Source organism: Serratia sp. UGAL515B_01 (genome assembly GCF_033095805.1).
Lineage (GTDB): Bacteria > Pseudomonadota > Gammaproteobacteria > Enterobacterales > Enterobacteriaceae > Chania.
On record NZ_CP109901.1, the window covers coordinates 1,868,570 to 1,888,487 of the forward strand.

Genomic DNA, 19,918 nt, shown 5'->3' on the forward strand with positions numbered 1-19,918 from the left:
GTCATTGCGTTATCCATAAAAAAGGCCCGCTCGGAAACAATATTTCATTTAAAACCGCAATCGAACAACTTAAAATAATTTCTTTAGGAATGCTTTTGATGATGCTCTTTCTTTTTATTATCGGAGTTAATATATATTTAACTGATGACTTGTCTTCCAAAATATCTTCAGACAGACCATCACAAACCAGAAACGCTAACTGTCAACATGCTCATCGAATCCGCCAAGGCTGGCCGTTGGCTTTACGATTGATCAAACCCGTTGCTACCAAAAGGCCGGGTATCTCCCGGCCCCGTTTTTAATCCGGCGCTACTGGCCACTCAATTATGAAAATGACGGTTCTCCTTTTAGGATTTCCAGTATCTTATAGTTTTCCGATGCCTCACAGAGAGCAAAACGATACTGATGATTATTCGAATTTTTATCTATCCCTGAAGTGACATACGCACAACGATTTTTTCTGTACGCCTCCCATGATGCTTGGTCAAGCTTAAACGCTTTTTGGTAGGGTGCATGGTTGATTCGCTTCAATTCTGAGCCGATCTCCACCAACCTAACCAACGACTGAAATCACTTACCACCACCGTGAGTACGGGCATACAGAATGCCAGAAACTGCACTTTGTCTTCATGCCGCGCCCGGCTAAAGGGGAGCAAAAAGCGTATTACTCATTATCGTCTATCGGTGCCAGATGGAATGCCGCTGTAAAACACGCTGGTATTCGGCGGCGTAATCCGTACCATACACGGCATACTTTCGCATGTTGGTTATTGTCGGCCGGTGCAAACCCCTCTTTTATTGCTAATCAGATGGGGCATGATAACGCACAGAGGGTGTACGAGATTTACGGAACATGGATCAAAGAACTGAATAATGAACAAGTGAGCATGCTCAACGCCAGGCTGGCTCAGTAATACGTTTTGTCCCAATTTTGCCCCTTTTGAGATTTGAGAAGTAAAAAAATGAATGAAAATCATCAAGTTAAACCTAAAGAGCAGTACAACTTAAACAAGTTACAAAAGCGGCTACGTCGTAACGTAGGTGAAGCGATCGCTGACTTCAACATGATCGAAGAAGGTGACCGCATCATGGTTTGTCTGTCTGGCGGTAAAGACAGCTACACCATGCTGGAGATCCTTCGTAACCTGCAGCAAAGCGCACCAGTAAACTTTTCACTGATTGCCGTTAATCTCGATCAAAAGCAACCAGGATTTCCTGAACACATTCTGCCAACCTATCTAGAAAACTTGGGGGTGGAATATAAAATCGTTGAGGAAAATACCTACGGCATCGTCAAAGATAAAATACCAGAAGGCAAAACCACCTGTTCCTTATGTTCGCGCCTGCGTCGAGGCATTCTCTACCGCACCGCGACAGAACTGGGGGCGACCAAGATTGCTCTCGGTCATCACCGTGACGATATTCTTCAGACGCTTTTCCTCAACATGTTTTATGGCGGTAAGCTGAAAGGAATGCCACCAAAGTTGATGAGTGACGATGGTAAACACGTGGTGATCCGTCCACTGGCTTATTGCCGTGAGAAAGATATAGAACGTTTCTCGGTAGCCAAAGCATTCCCGATCATCCCGTGCAATCTCTGTGGTTCCCAACCCAACCTTCAGCGTCAAGTGATCGGCGACATGCTGCGCGACTGGGATAAACGCTATCCAGGCCGGATCGAAACGATGTTCAGCGCTATGCAAAACGTGGTGCCTTCCCATTTATGCGATACGACACTGTTTGACTTTAAAGGGATTCATCACGGTAGCGAAGTGGTTGATGGGGGAGATCTGGCCTTTGACCGTGAAGATATTCCGCTGCAACCGGTAAGCTGGCAACCGGAAGATGCTGATGATACCAATGCGCCAGCATTTGAACGCCTGAACGTGCTGGAAATCAAGTAACTCCCTCCTCCGCCTGTACCTACAGGCGGATTATCGCTATTTGGTCATTTTCGATCCTACTCACATTTAACGCATAAAGTGCCTGACAAGGAGCATTACCTTATATACTGTATATTAAAACAGTATATAAGGAGCGTGTAGATGAACATTACCCCCTGTATTTCCCATGTATCACTGGGAACCAACAATTTTGATGCCGCAGCGCAGTTTTACGATCGCGTTCTCGCTGCTCTAGGTTGCCAACGTGTCCTGGAACATCCTGGTTCGATTGGTTATGGCCGCGATTATCCAGAATTCTGGCTACAGGTACCGATAGACGGTAAACGCGCCGGAACAGCAAACGGGGTACATATCGGTTTTTTTGCTACCAGTAAAAAGCAGGTTGATGAGTTTTATCAACAAGCCTTGGCAGCAGGTGCTAGAGATGAAGGCTCTCCGGGTTCACGCCCCCATTACGGTGCACCTTATTATGGTTGTTTCGTTCGTGATCTGGATGGCCACAAAATAGAGGCCAGTTTCTGGGATGAAAGCGCAGCTTAAAAACGTTTATCAACATAGGGAGTAATTATGAGTTCTTTTATTAGCTATCATGCTGAAAACCGAGAATGACATCTGAGATACCAGGCCAACAGTATTAAATCGAGGCGGGAAATCTCGTCTATGACGTTAGCTGAGATATGTCCTTCGACACTCGCCGCGACTATTAAAGCGAACGGTGCTGAGCACCGTTCTTAATCACCTCGCCAAAACCTACCGGAATATGGTGCTGGTTTATTAGCGCTGATTTATGGGAATACCTCAGTGCATCAACGGGGTTATCAGGGATAACGCAGTCCTGAAAGTCAATGTTTCAGGATATAGATTTCCTGACTGTAGGCAACGTCCTCAGGGTTAGTAATAGGGTACCCTTTCACCCACGGCTTAATCAAACGACCATTGGTATATTGATAAATCGGTGCTATCGGTGCTTGGTCCGTAATCATCTGCTCGGCCTTATTGTAATAGGCATTCAACGCGGTTAGGTCAGTTTCACGGCTGGCATCCACCAACAAACGATCGTATTCTGGACTTTTGAATTTAGCGATGTTGCCACTGTGTGATGATATCAGCAGCGAAAGGAAGGTCGATGCCTCATTATAATCGCCTACCCAAGATGCACGCACTACATCAAAATTGCCGGTATTACGGCTGTCGATATAGGTCTTCCACTCTTGATTTTGTAACTTAACGTCTACACCCAGAGTTTTCTTCCACATAGATGCGATGGCAATAGCGATTTTTTGATGACTCTCAGAAGTGTTATACAACAAGGTTAATTTAAGTGGATTATTAGGACCATAACCCGCGACCTGCATCAGTGCCTTTGCTTGCATATTCAACTCTTCTTGAGAATGTTGCTGCAATAGACTGGTTTGCGGTTTAAACCCGGCCGTAACGTCCGGTGTAAAATGATAGGCAGGTTTCTCACCAGTACCCAACACTTTAACTGCAATAACCTCGCGATCGATCGCATACGACAAAGCCTTACGCACACGTACGTCATTAGTTGGTGCACGCTGGGTATTGAAAGCGTAATAGTAAGTCCCTAGTTGATCTGGGGTATATACCTGCCCAGGAATATCCTTCAGTAACTTCTTATACAGAGGTTTAGGGAAGGACTCTGTAATATCGATATCACCAGCCAGATAACGTTTGGTCGCATTGGACTCCTGATTAATTGGCACGAAGGTGACTTTAGTCAGAACAGTATGTGCATGATCCCAATAGTGTTTATTCGGAACCAATACCAATTTTTCGTTTATTACGCGATCGTTCAATTTGAATGCGCCATTGCCAACCAGGTTACCCACCTTGGTCCAATCGTTACCAAATTTCTCGATTGTGTTTTTGGGTACCGGAAATAAACTAAAATTGGCTGTCAGGCTGACAAAATAGGGCACAGGCTTATTTAACTTAACTTTCAGAGTATAGTCATCTACAGCCACAACACCGAGTTTATCTGCGGGTAATTTACCGGTAATAATTTCTTCAGCATTCTGAATACCTGCTAATTGAGCAAACCAGGCAAAAGGGGACACATTTTTCGGGTCGACCAAACGCTGCCAGCTATAGACGAAATCATTTGCCGTGACAGGGTCACCGTTTGACCAACGCGCGTCTTTGCGCAAAGTAAAAAGATAGGTTTGGTTATCGTTGGTCTGCCAACGCGAAGCGACACCCGGAATCGATTTGCCATGAGGATCTTGATTAACCAGTCCTTCAAACAGATCCCTTGCTACTTGCGCTTCTGGCAGCCCAACGACCTTTATAGGGTCAAGAGAAGCGGGTTCATCTTTAATATGACGAACAATCTCTTGCTTTTCCGCCAGTGGAGTACCTGGGGGAACCTGAGCAGCCATTGCACAATTCATAGATGTAACAATTGCTATTGTGCAAAGCGCTAAACGAAAACCCTGATGAATTTTTCTTTTCGCCATTATTAAATACCCCAGTTACTTATCTGAATTTTTTATTATATAGCACAAGCCCCTAGCTGTGTTCCTTAATTGCTCGTCGTTCAGCCGCAGCCCAAAAAATCGTCATTCAAGACGGAGCGCTGAGGGCACACAGTGAGCCTCTGTTCAAACCCGAAAACAGAGGACGGATTTTGGGGCTCGTCCTTTCGGGCTGAGGCTATTTTTTTATCTCCCCCCTTGAATGTTGCTTTATTTTTACTCAATAGAATTTAAATCATCATTATCTAACGCCAATCAGTTAATTATTATTTAAAACAGAAAATATTTATTGGCTAACACTTAAAATCGAAATTATTCGTTAAATCTATTACTGAAAAATAAAAGGGAAAATATAAAACCACACATCAGACGCCGGAAATATCACTATTAAAATAAAATACTGAAAGCCACCCTCAGAATTTAATTGCGACATTAACGAAACCCATAAATTCAATGATGTACCTTAATTAAATTTAACAAGTTTTTTAGCGCTGAGTTTTCTCTTCGATAATGCTCAAGTATCCTAACGTAGGCAAATTAGCAACAATTGCGCAGCCAATAGATAAAATTGTTCTCCGGGTGATAACGCTCCCCTGCTGCCCGGCGAAAATAAAAAACCCCCATAGCCTTGTGGGCAATGTGGGCTTTACCAACCCATTTTAATCAATCGTAAAGATGAATACTGACGATCTGATAGCTGAACTCTTCATTTTCCTCTTCATCAAAAATGGTGAAAAAACTTTTTTCAGCCAATGGATTGAGCTGAATATCCGTTTTCTGCAACTGACGTGAGTCAACATCGTCATAGCCATAATCAAGGAAAAACCTACCTTTTTGATGATCTATATGCAACGTAAACGGGTAGTTAGATTCATCACCACGCCCGTCGTCGTTTTTCACCACACCAAACCATTCCCCTTGGCGGATCTGATTTTCAGAATCAACGCCGCACAGTAACGTGATAGTGTCTTTTTCATTTTCGCTGTAACGTGCAACAACTCTAGCAACTGGCATGTCAAATCCTCTTTATCGTTCGTTAACTTCTGTTGATAGTATAACAACAGCCGTTGCTTTACTCTCTCAATGGATTGGGAAAGAAAGGTTAAAGCGTAATACACTGAATAAAATAGCAATCGACGATCGCTTGGCATAACGGAACTCATACCATGATCCAATACAAACCGCGTAGTGAACGTGGCCAACTGGCAATGACCGCTGAAAGTTACGGTAAATCGCACCTGGGAGCACCACTGCTCTATTTCCCGGCAGCAACCCGTAGCGCCGAAACTGGATTAGTGATTGCAGGTACCCATGGGGACGAAAATGCCACCCTAGTGACATTGTCCTGCGCATTACGCAGTATTGCCCACGAGCAGTTACTACACGACGTGATCTTGGCAATCAATCCCGATGGTTGCCAGCTGGGATTACGCTCTAACGCCAATGGAGTCGATCTAAATCGCAATTTCCCGTCTGCCAACTGGCGCGCTGGCGACACAATCTATCGTTGGAACTGTGCGTCAGAAACTCGCGATGTCAAGCTATCCACCGGTGGCAGGCCGGGTTCCGAACCAGAAACCCAAGCTTTATGCCATCTAATCCATCGCGTAAAACCAAACTGGGTGGTCTCATTCCATGAACCTCTGGCCTGTATTGAGGACCCAGATAATTCCAGGTTAGGCGTTTGGTTAGCACACCGCTTCGCCCTACCATTAGTCACCAGCGTTGGCTATGAAACTCCTGGATCTTTTGGTAGTTGGTGTGCAGACTTGTCTTTACCCTGTATTACAGCCGAATTTCCACCGATCTCCGCCGACGCAGCGAGTGAGAAATATCTGAATGCCATGGTAAGATTGCTTACCTATTCTGACTGAACATTAGCCAACGTGCAGTGCCATTAAAGATTTATTGCACCGCATGCGAAGGCCAAACCGAGTTTGATATCGTTAGCCAACCAGGTTGGACCATCAAGATCGACGAAACGGGCTCCTGGGACTAACGGCAATGCTGCCGCAATAGCCCTTGAAGTACAAAGCATGCAACCAAGCATGATATCGAATCCTTGCAAACGGGCTTGTTCGGCTAGTTTCAGCCCTTCCGTCAGGCCACCTGTTTTATCCAGCTTGATATTGACCATTTGGTAACGCCTGGACAATCTGACCAAATCATCACTGGTATGGCAGCTTTCGTCGGCGCAAATCGGCAATGGATGGACAAAATTTTCCAGCGCACTGTCGTCTGTTGCTGGCAGCGGTTGCTCAAGCATAGCTACGCCTAAATCTGTCAACAGTTGACAGCGCTCCTCCAGCCCTTTCGCTTGCCACGATTCATTGGCGTCAACAATTAAGCTCATCCGAGGTACAGCGGCACGGATCGCGACCAGTCTCTCACGGATAAAACGATCATCGAGCTTGATTTTAAGCAGCGTCGCCCCCTTAATTTCCTGCTCCCTGGCGGCGAATGCCATGGCTTCTGGAGTGCCAATGGCGATCGTTTGTGCCATAACGACACGTTGAGGCGCTTGAATACCGCTAAGTTGCCACAGATCCTGACCATTCAGGTGGCATTCCAAGTTCCACAAAGCCGAGTCGACAGCATTGCGTGCCGCGCCAGCGGGCATTAATCGCTGTAAATCCTGTCGAGTGGCACCTTGTAATACTGCAGGCAACACTTCAGCAAGCTGTTGCATGACAGAGGCCTCACTCTCACCGTAACGTGCATACGGTGTGCATTCCCCGACGCCATACATACCCTGCTGTTCGATCTTCACGACCACCACTTTCGCCTCGGTCCTGCTACCACGAGCGATCACAAATGCCGTATGCAACGGCCAGGCTTCAGCGTAAAAATGCATGCTTCGCATAACGGCTCCTGAACAAGAAAACATATTTCGTGCTTGAAACCCGTTCCTCTCGCTTTAATGATGATCTTTTTCAGCGACAACGGCATCACGGGCAATTAAGGAACCAGCCTTGCGTAACCAATTAATTAACAAACTTTATATCCAAGGAACGATTGTTGACTTAAACTGGCCGCTGATGTGAATCTTATGTTAATCAGGTTTATACCCATCACCCTTCAAACTGCAGCGGTGTTGATCAAGCTTGTAGACTACATAATCGTCACCTACCTGCAATTTGGACGAAACTGGGTATACGTCTTTATATAAACATCGTTGAAAGGAACCTAACAATGACTCAGACCGTACACTTTCAAGGCAATCCTGTCACTGTCGCGGGCCAACTACCGCAACAAGGGGAACAGGCAAAACACTTCACCTTGGTGGCTAAAGACCTTTCAGACGTTGCATTGAGCAGCTTCGTTGGTAAGCGTAAAGTCTTGAACATTTTTCCAAGTATTGATACCGGTGTATGCGCAGCATCAGTTCGTAAATTTAACCAACTGGTAGGAAGCCTTGATAATACCGTGGTGTTATGTATCTCTTCTGACCTGCCATTCGCGCAGTCTCGCTTTTGCGGTGCAGAGGGCCTAAACAACGTGGTCACGCTTTCAACTCTTCGTGGCACCGAATTTAAACAGGCCTATGGCGTAGAGATTGCTGAAGGGCCACTAGCCGGTCTGACAGCTCGCGCCGTCGTTGTGCTTGACGGCCAAGATAAAGTGCTATATAGCGAGTTGGTGAACGAAATCACTAATGAACCAGATTACGACGCTGCGCTGGAAGCACTGAAGTAAGCTTGTTGGCATTAGGCCACACAGCTCAATGCCAATCGCAGTAGCCCGGTCTTTTTGCACCGGGCTGTTTATCCATTGGATAGCGTTATTATTCTGTTTCTTTTAGAGATTTACGATTACTCAAACCGTACTCACGCAGTTTATTGGCAATTGCCGTATGGGAAACCCCTAAGCGCTTGGCCAATTTACGTGTGCTTGGATAAGTTCGGTAAAGACGTGTCAAAATTGAGCGTTCAAAACGCTTACTAATCTCATCCAGTGACCCCTCCAACACTTCATCCCCCAGCGATAGTTCTACCTCGAACTCCGGCAGAATGATGTCCTGCGGACGCAGTTCATAACCGTTAGTTTGGGTCAGTGCACGATAAATAGCATTTTTTAACTGACGTACGTTACCTGGCCACCCATACTTGCAGAGAAAACTATTGAGATCGTTAGCTAACTTTGGTCTCGCAACACCCTGTTCATCGGCAAAACGTGCCACAAACAATTCTGCAAGTGGCAGGATATCCTGTGGGCGCTCGCGTAACGGCGGAATTGTGATCGTCAACACGTTAAGGCGATAATAAAGATCTTCACGGAATTCGCCGCGCTGTACCAGTTCAGTCAGGTTTTTCTGGGTGGCACAAATCACCCGCACATCCACATGAACTTCATGCTCTTCTCCAACCCGTCGGAACGTACCATCATTGAGAAAACGCAGCAGTTTAGTTTGCATACGCGGTGACATCTCGCCAATCTCATCCAATAGTACCGAACCGCCATTAGCCTGTTCAAAAAAGCCTTTCTTGCCTTCCAACGCGTTCGGATAGGCACCTGCTGCGTGACCAAAAAGTTCGCTCTCAACCACATCGTCTGGTAACGCAGCACAGTTCAGTGCCAAGAAAGTCTGTTTGCCACGCGGGCTACGCAGATGACAAGCACGGGCTAAAATATCTTTTCCCGTGCCAGTTTCGCCCACAATGAGCAACGGTGCATCAAGCATTGCCAGCTTGCGTGCCTGCTCAAGCACATGACGCATCTTAGAACTCACTGCAACAATATGGTCAAATTCGGCATCGTCATTTATCGATAGTTCCTGCAGTTGCCGTCCTATACGCGCGGTAGATTTAAGCATCACGACAGCCCCCACCGTTGCCTGCATCTGCTGTTCATCCTCAAGATAGATCGGCGTGATATCCAACAGAAAATCCTGACCACGGATCACCACTCGTTCGGCATGTGGTATCGCATTTTCATTTTCTAGCCAGCGGCCAAAGTTATAGCCACCAATAAGCTGAGCAGCCGTTTGATTACGTAGTTTATCTTCAGTGAAATTGAACAATGCCTGAGCAGCTGGGTTGGCCAACTCTACTCTGCCTTTCATATCGATAGAAAATACCGGTTCCGGCATCGATTCCAGCAATGCACGCAATGCCCGATGTTCACGTTCTGACGGCATAAAGCTGACCGTGCGAACGTCGGTGACACCATTAATCCGTCTGATTTCAGCCATCAAGGCCCGGAATGTATCAAAGTCCAACTGGGAAAAATTCAGGTAAATACGGCTGGTAGGGGCAATTTCAATGCCACGCAGATCGATGCCGCGCGATACCAAGAGATCGAGTAGTTCTCGGGTGAGACCGAGACGGTCTTCGCAAAATACTTCCAAACGCATCAGTATTAGCCTTATCTCTGCGGGTTCAGGGATGACTGCTGATGATACTCTCTCCTGCCGAATGGAAGAAGCTATCTGTCAGTAAAAGTTGACAAAATTATGTTTTTGCATTGTGTTTGATGAATTTAAACACCGTCACATGACGCATATCTGTACCCGTGCTGGTTGACGCAGTGAAGCAGAGTAACGTAGCCCCTCTAATCTGCAGGGCTACGCGGATTACGTTCTACTTAGCCTGGCTTTCACTCTTCTTCATCGCGTCTTTCAACTGACCGACAAGTTGGCCACGGAAATCACTCAGTCTGGGCTTATCGCCCTCTAACCAAGGCAGCGGACGGCAAAGCTCCATCGCTTTAATACCCAAACGAGCCGTCAACAGACCGGCACCAATACCTTGAGCAGCGCGTGCTGAGAGCCGTGCAGCGATATCTTGCGACATCCAGTCCATACCCACTTCCCGCACCAGTTCTGAAGCACCAGCAAAGGCGATGTTCAGCAATACCAACCGGAACAGACGAATACGACTGAAATAGCCCAGCTCTATGCCATACAATGCCGCAATGCGATTAATCAGACGAATATTTCGCCAGGCGATAAATGCCATATCCACCAATGCCAAAGGGCTGACGGCGATCATCAAAGCAGATTCCGCGGCTGAGCGACTGATTTCCCGTCTAGCCTGGTTATCCAATACCGTCTGAACCAGCTTGGCATAAAGGGCCACGACCTCGCGATCGTTTTGCGTTTCATGTAATGAAGCCCGCCAGCGTTGCAGCGCCGGATGTCCCTGATCCATACCGGCCTGACGCGCCAGTTTTTCACAGAACTCACGCCCTTTTCCTAAACCGTGACTATGCAACAACTCTCGGGCGTCGTCGCGCTCTTGCGCACGCTGCCGCAAACGATGCAGTCGCCGCCACTCACCCACCACTGAGCCAATACCGGCAAAAATAATCAATCCACTAGCGACCCCGCCGCCCAGCGCTATCCAATCCTGCTGTACCCAAGAGGTATGTACCCACTGGATACCTTGAGCAACGATGCTAATACCAAACAGAGCCAATCCGGTATTAACCATCTTGCGCCATAGGCTTAGCTGCGGCTTTAGCGCGGCGTGAATGATCCCTTCGGCACGCCCTTCCTCTTCTTCTTCCCGCTCTGCTTCAGGAACCGCCGGATAAAATGTCTCAGCCTGTCGTTCATTAAACGCTACCCCAGCACGCAACACTGGTTCTTGCGGCGTCTGTAGAGGTTCCTCAAAGTCGATACGCGGTTTTAGCGGCTCGCTCATCGTAATTTGTCTCCCAGTAAAAACTCCATCACCGCGTCAAGCCGGATATGTGGCAACGGCGTATCAACGCTCATTGTCCTTGGGCGAAAATCTTCAAAATGGAACCCTTGTTGCTGCCAGAATGCTTGACTTGGCAAACGTGCCGGTACCTCACCTGGAAATACGGTCAGAGGTGTTCCATCATTCAAACGTTGGCCTTTCAGTGCATGAATACGCTGTCCATTGTGTTCAACCATCCCGCTCTCCGTTGCCTGTACCGAAGCCAAACCGACACAGTCCATACTGATGCCTTCAAACGCCGCATTCTGCCAGGCTTCCTGCACCAGTTGTTGTAAAAGGGACACCAGATTAGCGTGCTGATCGGCGGTAATGTGATCCGCTTTGGTTGCCGCGAACATCAGCTTGTCAATTGTGGGTGAGAACAAGCGACGGAATAGCGTTCGCTTGCCATAGTGGAAACTTTGCATCAGTTGGGTCAGGGCAAGCCGCATATCATTGAACGCATGCGGCCCACGGTTAAGGGGTTGTAAGCAATCCACCAGCACAATCTGGCGGTCGAAACGGACGAAATGCTCTTTATAGAAGGCTTTGACAACAGCGTGGCAGTAATAAGTAAAGCGGTCTCGCAGCATGCCGATATTGCTCTGTTTGTCTGCTTGGGCAAGATACGACTCCCCCAAGGTCTCTGCATTTGGCCATGGGAAAAACTGCAACGCAGGCGCTCCGGCCATCTCGCCGGGCAATACAAAGCGCCCAGGTTGAATAAAGTGCAACCCTTCCGCTTTACAACGTAGCAGATAATCCGTGTAGGCCTGGGCAATAGCGGCCAGTTTGTTTTCATCTGCAACAGCCAACGGATCGAGATCGCGGCATAGAGATAACCAGGGTTCAGCCCATTTGGCACGATCGCCCTTTAATAAACCGGTCATTTGGCGCGACCAGCTCAGGTAATCCTGCTCCAGCATAGGTAAATCAAGCAACCACTCGCCGGGATAATCCACGATCTCTAGATAGAGAGTAGAGGTCTCTTTGAAGTGACGTAATAGGGAGTCGTTAGAACGATAGCGGATGGCAAGGCGGATTTCACTGACACCACGCGTTGGTGTTGGCCAGTTTGGTGGGTTGCCATAAAGTTGCGTTAACCCTTCATCATAAGTAAAACGCGCAACCCCGAGATCACGTTGTGGAATACGCTTCACGCCCAGTAGGCGATCTTCACGCACAGGCGAAAACAGCGGCATGCGCGCACCGCTGTTAACATGAAGCAACTGATTGACCAACGCAGTGATGAATGCGGTCTTACCGCTTCGGCTCAGGCCGGTTACCGCCAGACGCAAATTGCGATCCATTCCGCGGTTGACCAGCGAAGTAAACTCATTTTTCAGTCTTTTCATTACTCTCCTTGGCATATCGCCCAAAGACTCTGCCCAACCCTTTGCGGAACAGCGGTTCCAGCAACATGGCTAACACAAAGCGAAGTGGCTTACGGCTGACCGCTTTTAGTAGCCACGATGTTGCTCTGGTAGGACCATAACTCATCAACGCAATGATGATCACGTTGGGTAATTTTTTCAATACTTTACCTGCGCCTTGTTTGAATGCGGAGGATTTGGTCATGACAAACGTCCTAATGGGGAAAAGACGGTAGGTGCAGTACATGACCTGCGGAACACGCAGGCCAGTACCGCATTCAAATAGTTCATAACTGGCGAAAACGGCTTTGTACGCCAAAAGTATCGGACGTAACGTAGCGTTCGACTTGACGCAGTTGCTGTTCACCACGACCCAGTTCGAATTCCAGTTGATCCAACAATTGACGCGGTGTCGCTTGATGTTCATCCCGATAACGGCTTGCAGGGACTTCATCCAGCATGAAAACCAGCGCGATATAAGCGATTATCGTGAAGAAAAACAGCCCGAAGAACAATGATAGTACGGCAATCACCCGGATCAAACGTACCGGCACGTCAAAATAGTGGGCAAGACCAGCACAGACGCCTTTCAGCATCCCTTCTTCAGGAACGCGATACAGCTTTTTATTCGCTAACGTATTGCCCTTGAAAGAATCGTTTCCATTGCTGTTGTATGAGTGATCGTTACGCTCGCCATAGTTCTCTCTTTCCTGGTGCTTTCTCATCACGATTGCCTCCAGTTAGGATGTTCCGCATCAAGAATATCTTCCAGTGCCTGTATGCGCTCACGCATACGCACTGCTTCCTCGGTCAACTGAGTCAACCGTTGCATTTCATGATGACTTAGTTGGATACCATTCTGTTGCCGGTTGCTATAATGCAGCCAAAGCCAAATCGGCGCGACAAACAGCACAAAGATGGTCAATGGGATGGCAAGTAATAGAGCACTCATTTTAATTCCTTCATATTAACCGTGATATGGCGACCACACTTGGGTGGCCGCGTGTGCATTATTCTGAGCGGTTCATTTTGGCCTTCAATGCTGCAATTTGCTCACTGATAGCATCGTCCGCTTTCAGTTCAGCAAATTCCTGGTCTAGGCTTTTATTTTTGCCAATGCTAATACTCTCAGCTTCCGCCTCCATATGGTCGATCCGGCGCTCGAAATGCTCAAAACGCGCCATTGCCTCATCCAGTTTACCGCTATCCAGTTGACGACGAACATCGCGTGAAGAAGAAGCCGCTTGATGACGTAGCGTTAACGCCTGCTGACGCGCACGGGTTTCAGTCAGTTTGTTTTCCAATTCGCCAATTTCACTCTTCATGCGGGCCAGGGTTTCTTCTACCGTAGCAACCTCATGACTCAATGTTGCGATAAGATCGGCCACTTTCTGTTTTTCAATCAACGCAGCACGCGCCAGATCCTCTTTGTCTTTGCGTAATGCCAGTTCGGCTTTATCTTGCCAATCATTGATCTGGTTTTCACCTTGTTCAATACGGCGTAATAACTGTTTTTTTTCTGCTAGGGCTCTAGCTGACGTAGAACGTACTTCTACCAGCGTGTCCTCCATTTCCTGGATCATCAAACGTACCAGCTTTTGGGGGTCTTCTGCCTTATCCAACAGAGTATTGATATTGGCGTTCACGATGTCGGCAAAACGAGAAAAAATGCCCATAATTTACTTCCTCTTGATTATGATGGCGTATGAAGCGCCGCGTTAGTGATACTGCTTGTCGTAGAACCTATATCAAGAAGCATGCCAAGTTTTATTTGATTGAAAAATAAAGACTATTTATTTTTTGACTCTCGCTGCGCTTACTGTAGAGTGAGTGTTTTCACCAAACATTGGCGAATTTCATCATGAGCGGACCGTTAGAGAACCTGTTGGGCGAAGCGAATACCTTTGTTGAGGTATTAGAGCAGGTTTCACAATTGGCGAAGCTGAACAAACCAGTGCTGGTGCTCGGCGAACGCGGGACCGGTAAAGAACTGATAGCACACCGTTTGCACTACCTTTCCAATCGTTGGCAAGGTCCGTTTATTTCCCTTAACTGCGCAGCGTTGAACGAAAACCTGCTGGATTCAGAATTGTTTGGTCATGAGGCAGGGGCATTCACCGGTGCACAGAAACGCCATCTTGGTCGCTTTGAACGCGCAGATGGCGGCACTTTATTTCTGGATGAATTAGCGACTGCGCCGATGCTGGTGCAAGAGAAACTGTTACGGGTGATCGAATATGGCCATCTGGAACGTGTTGGCGGTAGCCAACCGTTACAAGTAGATGTCCGGTTGGTCTGTGCCACTAACGACAATCTTCCTGCGTTGGCTGCAACCGGTAAATTCCGCGCCGATTTGTTGGACCGCCTGGCCTTCGACGTTGTGCAATTGCCTCCGTTACGGCAACGCCAGCAAGACATCATGTTGCTGGCAGAACATTTCGCCATCGGCATGTGCCGCGAACTGTTGTTGCCACTGTTTCCCGGTTTTAGCGAACATGCCCAAGCCACATTGCTCAGTTATAGCTGGCCTGGCAACGTGCGTGAGCTGAAAAATGTAGTGGAGCGCTCTGTTTACCGGCACGGTACAAGCGACGATATGCTGGATAACATCATCATTAACCCATTTTTACAGCGCTCAATACCAGACGATAAGGTGCCAGAGAAAACCAGTGATTTGCCTACATTGCCATTAGATTTTAAACACTGGCAACACCAGCAGGAAAAAGCCTTACTGGAAAAGGCATTGCAACAGAGCCGATTCAACCAGCGCAAAGCGGCAGCGCAACTGGGACTGACCTATCATCAATTGCGCGGCATGTTAAAAAAGCATGCGCTATTACCAGCGAATGAGCAGGACTGACCTTATTGAGCAAAATTCAGCCACAACACTAAAATTTCAGTCATTTTGTTCAAGAGATTGGGCTGTTCGCCAGAGTGCGATACACTAATGTTATTGCTTAATAACCCATGAAGCGTCTATGCGTGGTTTCCCCCTTTGGATAATGTCACTGTATTGCCTGGCAAACTCTGCTTTGGCTTCAACACCGACTACATCAAACACACCTCCTCCGCCAACGGATATCCGGCAGAGCGGTTTTGTTTATTGTGTCAGTGGCATCCTGAATACTTTTAATCCACAGATGGCCAGCCGTGGTCTAATTGTCGATACCCTCGCAGCCCAGCTGTATGATCGGTTGCTGGACGTTGATCCTTATACTTACCGTCTTATGCCTGAGCTGGCGCAACGCTGGGAGGTTTTGGATAACGGTGCCACCTACCGTTTCCATCTGCGCCGTGATGTGCCTTTTCAGACTACGGCCTGGTTTCAACCCACACGCAAAATGAATGCTGATGATGTCGTATTCAGTTTTGAGCGGGTTTTTAACCCACAACATCCGTTTCACGATGTAAACGGTGGTCAATACCCATATTTCGACAGTTTACAGTTCGCAGAATCGGTACAAAGTGTGAAGAAACTGGACGATTTCACTGTGGAATTCCGTCTTCAAGCACCGGATGCGTCGTTTCTGTGGCATCTGGCAACACATTACGCCCCGATATTATCGGCAGAGTACGCGGCTAACCTGAAACAGAGCGGTTCACCAGAAATGATCGATCGCGAACCCGTGGGCACCGGCCCATTCCTCTTAAGTGAATATCGTTCTGGGCAATATATTCGTCTGGCGCGTAATGAAGCTTACTGGAAAGGGAAACCACGCATGCCACAAGTGGTGATCGATATGAGTGCCGGTGGTACAGGCAGGCTGTCCAAGTTACTGACCGGTGAGTGCGATGTGCTGGCATATCCTGCCGCCAGCCAACTCTCGATCCTACGCGACGATCCACGATTACGTCTAACGCTGCGGCCCGGGATGAATGTTGCCTATCTGGCCTTGAATACCCGCAAACCCCCACTCGATAATCTGAAAGTCCGCCAGGCTATTGCGCTATCGATTAATAATCAGCGTTTGATGCAATCGATTTATTACGGTACGGCAGAAACAGCCGCGTCTATCCTGCCACGAGCCTCCTGGGCATATGATAGTGATGCTCGTGTAACGGAGTACAACCCAGCCAAAGCGCGTGAACTACTCCGCGAAGCAGGTATTGAATCCCTGAATCTGAAGCTTTGGGTACCGACAGCATCGCAATCATACAACCCAAGTCCCTTGAAAATGGCAGAATTGCTGCAGGCTGACTTAGCACAGGTGGGTATCAACCTCACTATTGTTCCGGTAGAAGGCCGTTTCCAGGAAGCTCGCCTGATGGAAATGAACCACGATTTAACACTCACCGGCTGGTCAACGGACAGTAACGATCCAGACAGTTTTTTCCGACCTCTGTTGAGCTGTGCGGCTATCCGTTCTCAAACGAATTATGCTCACTGGTGTGATCCTGAATTCGATGAGTTGTTGCAGGATGCACTAATATCCCAACAACTGTCACAACGTATCGATAAATATCAACAGGCGCAGAAAATTCTTGCAGAACAACTGCCATTACTGCCATTAGCATCATCCCTTCGTCTGCAAGCCTATCGTTATGATATCAAAGGGCTGGTATTAAGCCCCTTTGGTAATGCGTCGTTTGCTGGCGTGTACCGTGAACCGGCAGAAGAGGTGAAAAAGTGATTATCTTTACCCTGCGCCGTATGCTGTTACTGCTGATTACGCTGTTCTTCCTCACACTGGTCAGCTTCAGTCTGAACTATTTTACCCCGAGAGCCCCGCTAAACGGAGCTGCCTTACTGGATGCCTATCGGTTCTATTTTTTCAGCCTGCTGCATGGGGATTTCGGCGTCTCCAGCATTAATGGTCAGGCTATCAGCGAACAGCTGCGTGAAGTGTTCCCGGCCACCATGGAACTTTGCATTCTGACATTCTCTCTAGCGCTGTTCATCGGTATACCGTTAGGCATTATTGCTGGAGTGATGCGTGGAAAATGGCAGGATACAGCCATCAGCACCTTTGCATTGCTGGGTTTCTCAATGCCAGTATTCTGGCTGGCATTGCTATTAATGCTCTATTTTTCACTCTATTTAGGATGGCTACCGGTTTCAGGCCGCTTCGACTTGTTGTATGAGGTCAAACCCGTGACAGGCTTTGCCTTGATCGACGCTTGGCTCTCTGACTCACCTTATCGCACCGAGATGATTAGCAGCGCGTTACGCCATATGGTATTACCCATCGCTGCACTGGCTGTCGCCCCTATCACCGAAGTGATCCGCTTGATGCGTATCAGCACAGACGATGTATTTGAGCAGAACTACATAAAAGCGGCCGCTACCCGCGGTCTTTCGCGGTTCACCATTATCCGCCGACACGTGTTGCATAATGCGTTGCCACCGATCATCCCGAAACTCGGGTTGCAGTTTTCCACCATGCTCACGCTGGCGATGATCACCGAGGTGGTATTCAGCTGGCCGGGACTGGGACGCTGGCTGATTAACGCCATCCGACAGCAAGATTATGCGGCGATTTCTGCCGGAGTGATGGTCATCGGCACGTTGGTGATCACCATCAACGTCCTTGCAGATATTCTCGGTGCCGCAATGAGCCCGCTGAAGCATAAGGAATGGTATGCACTTCGATAACGTATACCGCGAAAAGAAAATGCCAAGTCCTCTACTTTATACTTGGCGGATCTTTTACGCTGATACACTCGCTATGGTCGGATTTTATGGCGTTTTGGCTCTGGTCCTGCTTTCTCTGTTTGGCAGCCTGCTGGCACCTTACGCTCTGGATCAGCAATTTCTTGGTTATCAACTACTACCACCTTCCTGGTCACATTACGGGAATGTGTCATTCTTTCTGGGAACTGATGATCTGGGCCGGGACATCCTCAGCCGCCTGCTAAGCGGCACCGCTGCTACCTTTGGTTCAGCGCTGATCGTCACCTTGGCTGCCGCTGCCTGTGGTGTGATCCTTGGCGTATTTGCCGGGGTCACTCATGGTCTGCTTTCCGCGGTGTTGAACCATATTCTGGATACCCTGCTTTCCATTCCCTCATTGCTGCTGGCGATTATTGTTGTGGCGTTTCTCGGGCCAAAACTCGAACATGCCATGTTGGCCGTCTGGTTAGCGCTTTTACCCCGTATGGTGCGCACCATCTATAGCGCCGTACATGATGAGTTAGAAAAAGAGTATGTCGTCGCTGTTCGCCTAGATGGTGCTTCAACGCTACAAATCCTGTGGTACGCAGTGATGCCCAATATTGCCGCAGTGCTGGTCACCGAGTTCACGCGAGCGCTATCGATGGCGATCCTCGATATCGCCGCACTGGGCTTCCTCGATTTGGGTGCGCAACTGCCCTCACCTGAATGGGGTGCAATGTTGGGTGATTCGCTAGAGCTGGTGTATGTCGCACCTTGGGCAGTGATGCTGCCCGGCGTGGCCATTTTGCTCAGCGTATTACTGGTTAACCTTTTGGGTGATGGAATGCGCCGTGCAATTAATGCGGGGGTGGAATAATGCCGTTACTCGATATCCGCAATCTGACAATTGAATTTATGACTGCTGAAGGTCCCGTCAAAGCCGTTGACCGCGTCAGTATGACACTAACCGAAGGTGAAGTACGTGGTTTAGTGGGAGAATCTGGTTCAGGAAAAAGTCTGATCGCCAAAGCCATTTGTGGCGTGACCAAAGATAACTGGCGCGTTACCGCTGACCGCTTCCGTTTTGATGATATCGATCTGTTGCAACTGACGCCGCGCGAACGACGCAGGCTAGTTGGCCAAAACGTATCGATGATTTTTCAGGAACCACAATCCTGTTTAGATCCTTCTGAAAACATTGGGCGCCAGTTGGCACAGGCTATCCCTGGCTCGACCTTCAAAGGCCGTTGGTGGCAACGTTTTAACTGGCGTAAACGCCGAGCTATTGAGCTTTTACACCGCGTGGGGATCAAAGATCATAAGGATGCCATGGGCAGTTTCCCTTATGAGTTAACCGAAGGTGAATGTCAAAAAGTGATGATCGCCATCGCTTTGGCCAACCAGCCAAGGTTGTTGATTGCTGATGAGCCGACCAACGCCATGGAGCCAACCACACAAGCGCAGATTTTCCGGCTGTTGGCACGTCTGAATCAGAACAATAACACCACTATCCTGCTGATCAGCCATGATTTGCAGATGATGAGCAAGTGGGCGGACAAGGTCAACGTGCTCTACTGTGGCCAAACGGTTGAAAGCGCACAATGTGAAGATCTGCTCGCCGCACCTCATCACCCTTATACCCAAGCGCTGATCCGTGCCATGCCTGATTTTGGCCGTTCACTACCGCATAAGAGCCGCTTGAATACGTTACCGGGTGCCATTCCATCACTGGAACATTTACCAATAGGTTGCCGTCTGGGTCCACGTTGCCCTTACGCACAGAAAAAATGTATTGAAACCCCACTCCTAAGAGCGGTGAAGAATCGCTTGTTCGCCTGCCATTTCCCGTTAAACATGGAGGAGCAATAAC

Annotated in this window: 19 protein-coding genes and 3 pseudogenes; 12 read left to right on the top strand and 10 right to left on the bottom strand. The window is 48.2% G+C overall.

Annotated features, from left to right (window positions below):
* Nucleotides 1-153: 153 nt before the first annotated feature.
* From OK023_RS08590 to OK023_RS08610, 5 genes and pseudogenes are all read left to right on the top strand, one after another.
* A pseudogene (locus OK023_RS08590) lies at nucleotides 154-252 on the top strand (DUF1493 family protein); the annotation flags it as partial.
* Nucleotides 253-563: 311 nt separating this feature from the next.
* Nucleotides 564-914 (top strand): annotated as a pseudogene (locus OK023_RS08595) (tyrosine-type recombinase/integrase); the annotation flags it as partial.
* 48 nt (nucleotides 915-962) lie between these two features.
* The gene (gene ttcA / locus OK023_RS08600; RefSeq protein WP_317696940.1) at nucleotides 963-1,904 is read left to right on the top strand and encodes a tRNA 2-thiocytidine(32) synthetase TtcA; all 942 of its coding nucleotides are present in this window, start codon (nucleotides 963-965) and stop codon (nucleotides 1,902-1,904) included.
* 141 nt (nucleotides 1,905-2,045) lie between these two features.
* Complete coding sequence (locus tag OK023_RS08605) at nucleotides 2,046-2,444, top strand: VOC family protein (RefSeq protein ID WP_317696942.1); 399 nt, start codon at nucleotides 2,046-2,048, stop codon at nucleotides 2,442-2,444.
* A gap of 42 nt (nucleotides 2,445-2,486) precedes the next feature.
* A pseudogene (locus OK023_RS08610) lies at nucleotides 2,487-2,682 on the top strand (IS4/IS5 family transposase); the annotation flags it as partial.
* Between the two features lie 64 nt (nucleotides 2,683-2,746).
* On the opposite strand, the gene OK023_RS08615 reads toward OK023_RS08610, so the two are convergent.
* Together OK023_RS08615 and OK023_RS08620 are read right to left on the bottom strand one after the other, a co-directional pair.
* Nucleotides 2,747-4,381 carry an ABC transporter substrate-binding protein gene (locus tag OK023_RS08615; RefSeq protein WP_317696944.1) on the bottom strand — a complete coding sequence of 545 codons (1,635 nt, stop codon included), beginning with the start codon at nucleotides 4,379-4,381 and terminating at the stop codon, nucleotides 2,747-2,749.
* Nucleotides 4,382-5,062: 681 nt separating this feature from the next.
* A complete protein-coding gene (locus OK023_RS08620; RefSeq protein WP_317696946.1) occupies nucleotides 5,063-5,413 on the bottom strand; it encodes a hypothetical protein in 351 nt (116 codons plus the stop codon).
* 152 nt (nucleotides 5,414-5,565) lie between these two features.
* Here OK023_RS08620 and mpaA point away from each other — a divergent pair, with 152 nt between their 5' ends.
* On the top strand, nucleotides 5,566-6,273 hold the full coding sequence (mpaA, locus tag OK023_RS08625) for a murein tripeptide amidase MpaA (protein WP_317696948.1): 708 nt from the start codon (nucleotides 5,566-5,568) through the stop codon (nucleotides 6,271-6,273).
* Between the two features lie 23 nt (nucleotides 6,274-6,296).
* Here the strand turns inward: mpaA and ycjG are convergent, their stop codons facing one another.
* On the bottom strand, nucleotides 6,297-7,262 hold the full coding sequence (ycjG, locus tag OK023_RS08630) for an L-Ala-D/L-Glu epimerase (RefSeq protein ID WP_317696949.1): 966 nt from the start codon (nucleotides 7,260-7,262) through the stop codon (nucleotides 6,297-6,299).
* A 329-nt stretch (nucleotides 7,263-7,591) separates the two neighbouring features.
* Here ycjG and tpx point away from each other — a divergent pair, with 329 nt between their 5' ends.
* On the top strand, nucleotides 7,592-8,095 hold the full coding sequence (gene tpx, locus OK023_RS08635) for a thiol peroxidase (RefSeq protein WP_317696950.1): 504 nt from the start codon (nucleotides 7,592-7,594) through the stop codon (nucleotides 8,093-8,095).
* Nucleotides 8,096-8,183: 88 nt separating this feature from the next.
* On the opposite strand, the gene tyrR is transcribed toward tpx, so the two are convergent.
* The 7 genes from tyrR to pspA form a co-directional block, all read right to left on the bottom strand.
* Nucleotides 8,184-9,752: a transcriptional regulator TyrR gene (tyrR, locus tag OK023_RS08640; RefSeq protein WP_317696952.1), complete on the bottom strand. Its 1,569-nt coding sequence runs from the start codon at nucleotides 9,750-9,752 to the stop codon at nucleotides 8,184-8,186.
* 226 nt (nucleotides 9,753-9,978) lie between these two features.
* The gene (locus OK023_RS08645) at nucleotides 9,979-11,043 is read right to left on the bottom strand and encodes a YcjF family protein (RefSeq protein ID WP_317696954.1); all 1,065 of its coding nucleotides are present in this window, start codon (nucleotides 11,041-11,043) and stop codon (nucleotides 9,979-9,981) included.
* Complete coding sequence (locus tag OK023_RS08650; RefSeq protein ID WP_317696957.1) at nucleotides 11,040-12,437, bottom strand: YcjX family protein; 1,398 nt, start codon at nucleotides 12,435-12,437, stop codon at nucleotides 11,040-11,042. The genes OK023_RS08645 and OK023_RS08650 overlap by 4 nt, the downstream gene beginning before the upstream one ends.
* The gene (locus OK023_RS08655) at nucleotides 12,418-12,660 is read right to left on the bottom strand and encodes a phage shock protein PspD (RefSeq protein ID WP_317696959.1); all 243 of its coding nucleotides are present in this window, start codon (nucleotides 12,658-12,660) and stop codon (nucleotides 12,418-12,420) included. The genes OK023_RS08650 and OK023_RS08655 overlap by 20 nt, the downstream gene beginning before the upstream one ends.
* 82 nt (nucleotides 12,661-12,742) lie before the next feature.
* Nucleotides 12,743-13,180: an envelope stress response membrane protein PspC gene (pspC, locus tag OK023_RS08660; protein ID WP_317697584.1), complete on the bottom strand. Its 438-nt coding sequence runs from the start codon at nucleotides 13,178-13,180 to the stop codon at nucleotides 12,743-12,745.
* Nucleotides 13,180-13,407, bottom strand: a complete 228-nt coding sequence (gene pspB, locus OK023_RS08665) for an envelope stress response membrane protein PspB (RefSeq protein ID WP_317696961.1) — start codon at nucleotides 13,405-13,407, stop codon at nucleotides 13,180-13,182. Before pspB ends, pspC begins: the two co-directional genes overlap by 1 nt.
* A gap of 58 nt (nucleotides 13,408-13,465) precedes the next feature.
* Nucleotides 13,466-14,131, bottom strand: a complete 666-nt coding sequence (gene pspA / locus OK023_RS08670; RefSeq protein ID WP_317696963.1) for a phage shock protein PspA — start codon at nucleotides 14,129-14,131, stop codon at nucleotides 13,466-13,468.
* Nucleotides 14,132-14,316: 185 nt separating this feature from the next.
* On the opposite strand from pspA, the gene pspF reads away from it, so the two are divergent.
* The 5 genes from pspF (at nucleotide 14,317) to sapD (ending at nucleotide 19,917) form a co-directional block, all read left to right on the top strand.
* A complete protein-coding gene (pspF, locus tag OK023_RS08675) occupies nucleotides 14,317-15,315 on the top strand; it encodes a phage shock protein operon transcriptional activator (protein WP_317696966.1) in 999 nt (332 codons plus the stop codon).
* Nucleotides 15,316-15,433: 118 nt separating this feature from the next.
* On the top strand, nucleotides 15,434-17,086 hold the full coding sequence (gene sapA / locus OK023_RS08680) for an ABC transporter substrate-binding protein SapA (RefSeq protein ID WP_317696968.1): 1,653 nt from the start codon (nucleotides 15,434-15,436) through the stop codon (nucleotides 17,084-17,086).
* Nucleotides 17,083-18,048, top strand: coding sequence for a putrescine export ABC transporter permease SapB (gene sapB / locus OK023_RS08685; RefSeq protein ID WP_317696971.1), 966 nt, complete (start codon nucleotides 17,083-17,085; stop codon nucleotides 18,046-18,048). The genes sapA and sapB overlap by 4 nt, the downstream gene beginning before the upstream one ends.
* Nucleotides 18,035-18,925, top strand: a complete 891-nt coding sequence (gene sapC, locus OK023_RS08690) for a putrescine export ABC transporter permease SapC (protein WP_317696973.1) — start codon at nucleotides 18,035-18,037, stop codon at nucleotides 18,923-18,925. The genes sapB and sapC overlap by 14 nt, the downstream gene beginning before the upstream one ends.
* The gene (sapD, locus tag OK023_RS08695) at nucleotides 18,925-19,917 is read left to right on the top strand and encodes a putrescine export ABC transporter ATP-binding protein SapD (protein WP_317696976.1); all 993 of its coding nucleotides are present in this window, start codon (nucleotides 18,925-18,927) and stop codon (nucleotides 19,915-19,917) included. Before sapC ends, sapD begins: the two co-directional genes overlap by 1 nt.
* The last annotated feature ends 1 nt before the right edge of the window (nucleotide 19,918 follow it).

Bases quoted from the DNA above. Each gene is read 5' to 3' on its own strand.
- sapC (WP_317696973.1), top strand. From the start codon at position 18,035: ATGCACTTCGATAACGTATACCGCGAAAAGAAAATGCCAAGTCCTCTA.
- mpaA (WP_317696948.1), top strand. From the start codon at position 5,566: ATGATCCAATACAAACCGCGTAGTGAACGTGGCCAACTGGCAATGACC.
- OK023_RS08645 (WP_317696954.1), bottom strand. From the start codon at position 11,043: ATGAGCGAGCCGCTAAAACCGCGTATCGACTTTGAGGAACCTCTACAG.
- ttcA (WP_317696940.1), top strand. From the start codon at position 963: ATGAATGAAAATCATCAAGTTAAACCTAAAGAGCAGTACAACTTAAAC.
- OK023_RS08605 (WP_317696942.1), top strand. From the start codon at position 2,046: ATGAACATTACCCCCTGTATTTCCCATGTATCACTGGGAACCAACAAT.
- OK023_RS08655 (WP_317696959.1), bottom strand. From the start codon at position 12,660: ATGACCAAATCCTCCGCATTCAAACAAGGCGCAGGTAAAGTATTGAAA.
- tpx (WP_317696950.1), top strand. From the start codon at position 7,592: ATGACTCAGACCGTACACTTTCAAGGCAATCCTGTCACTGTCGCGGGC.
- pspC (WP_317697584.1), bottom strand. From the start codon at position 13,180: ATGAGAAAGCACCAGGAAAGAGAGAACTATGGCGAGCGTAACGATCAC.
- sapA (WP_317696968.1), top strand. From the start codon at position 15,434: ATGCGTGGTTTCCCCCTTTGGATAATGTCACTGTATTGCCTGGCAAAC.
- pspA (WP_317696963.1), bottom strand. From the start codon at position 14,131: ATGGGCATTTTTTCTCGTTTTGCCGACATCGTGAACGCCAATATCAAT.
- ycjG (WP_317696949.1), bottom strand. From the start codon at position 7,262: ATGCGAAGCATGCATTTTTACGCTGAAGCCTGGCCGTTGCATACGGCA.
- OK023_RS08620 (WP_317696946.1), bottom strand. From the start codon at position 5,413: ATGCCAGTTGCTAGAGTTGTTGCACGTTACAGCGAAAATGAAAAAGAC.
- pspF (WP_317696966.1), top strand. From the start codon at position 14,317: ATGAGCGGACCGTTAGAGAACCTGTTGGGCGAAGCGAATACCTTTGTT.
- OK023_RS08650 (WP_317696957.1), bottom strand. From the start codon at position 12,437: ATGAAAAGACTGAAAAATGAGTTTACTTCGCTGGTCAACCGCGGAATG.
- sapD (WP_317696976.1), top strand. From the start codon at position 18,925: ATGCCGTTACTCGATATCCGCAATCTGACAATTGAATTTATGACTGCT.
- pspB (WP_317696961.1), bottom strand. From the start codon at position 13,407: ATGAGTGCTCTATTACTTGCCATCCCATTGACCATCTTTGTGCTGTTT.
- OK023_RS08615 (WP_317696944.1), bottom strand. From the start codon at position 4,381: ATGGCGAAAAGAAAAATTCATCAGGGTTTTCGTTTAGCGCTTTGCACA.
- tyrR (WP_317696952.1), bottom strand. From the start codon at position 9,752: ATGCGTTTGGAAGTATTTTGCGAAGACCGTCTCGGTCTCACCCGAGAA.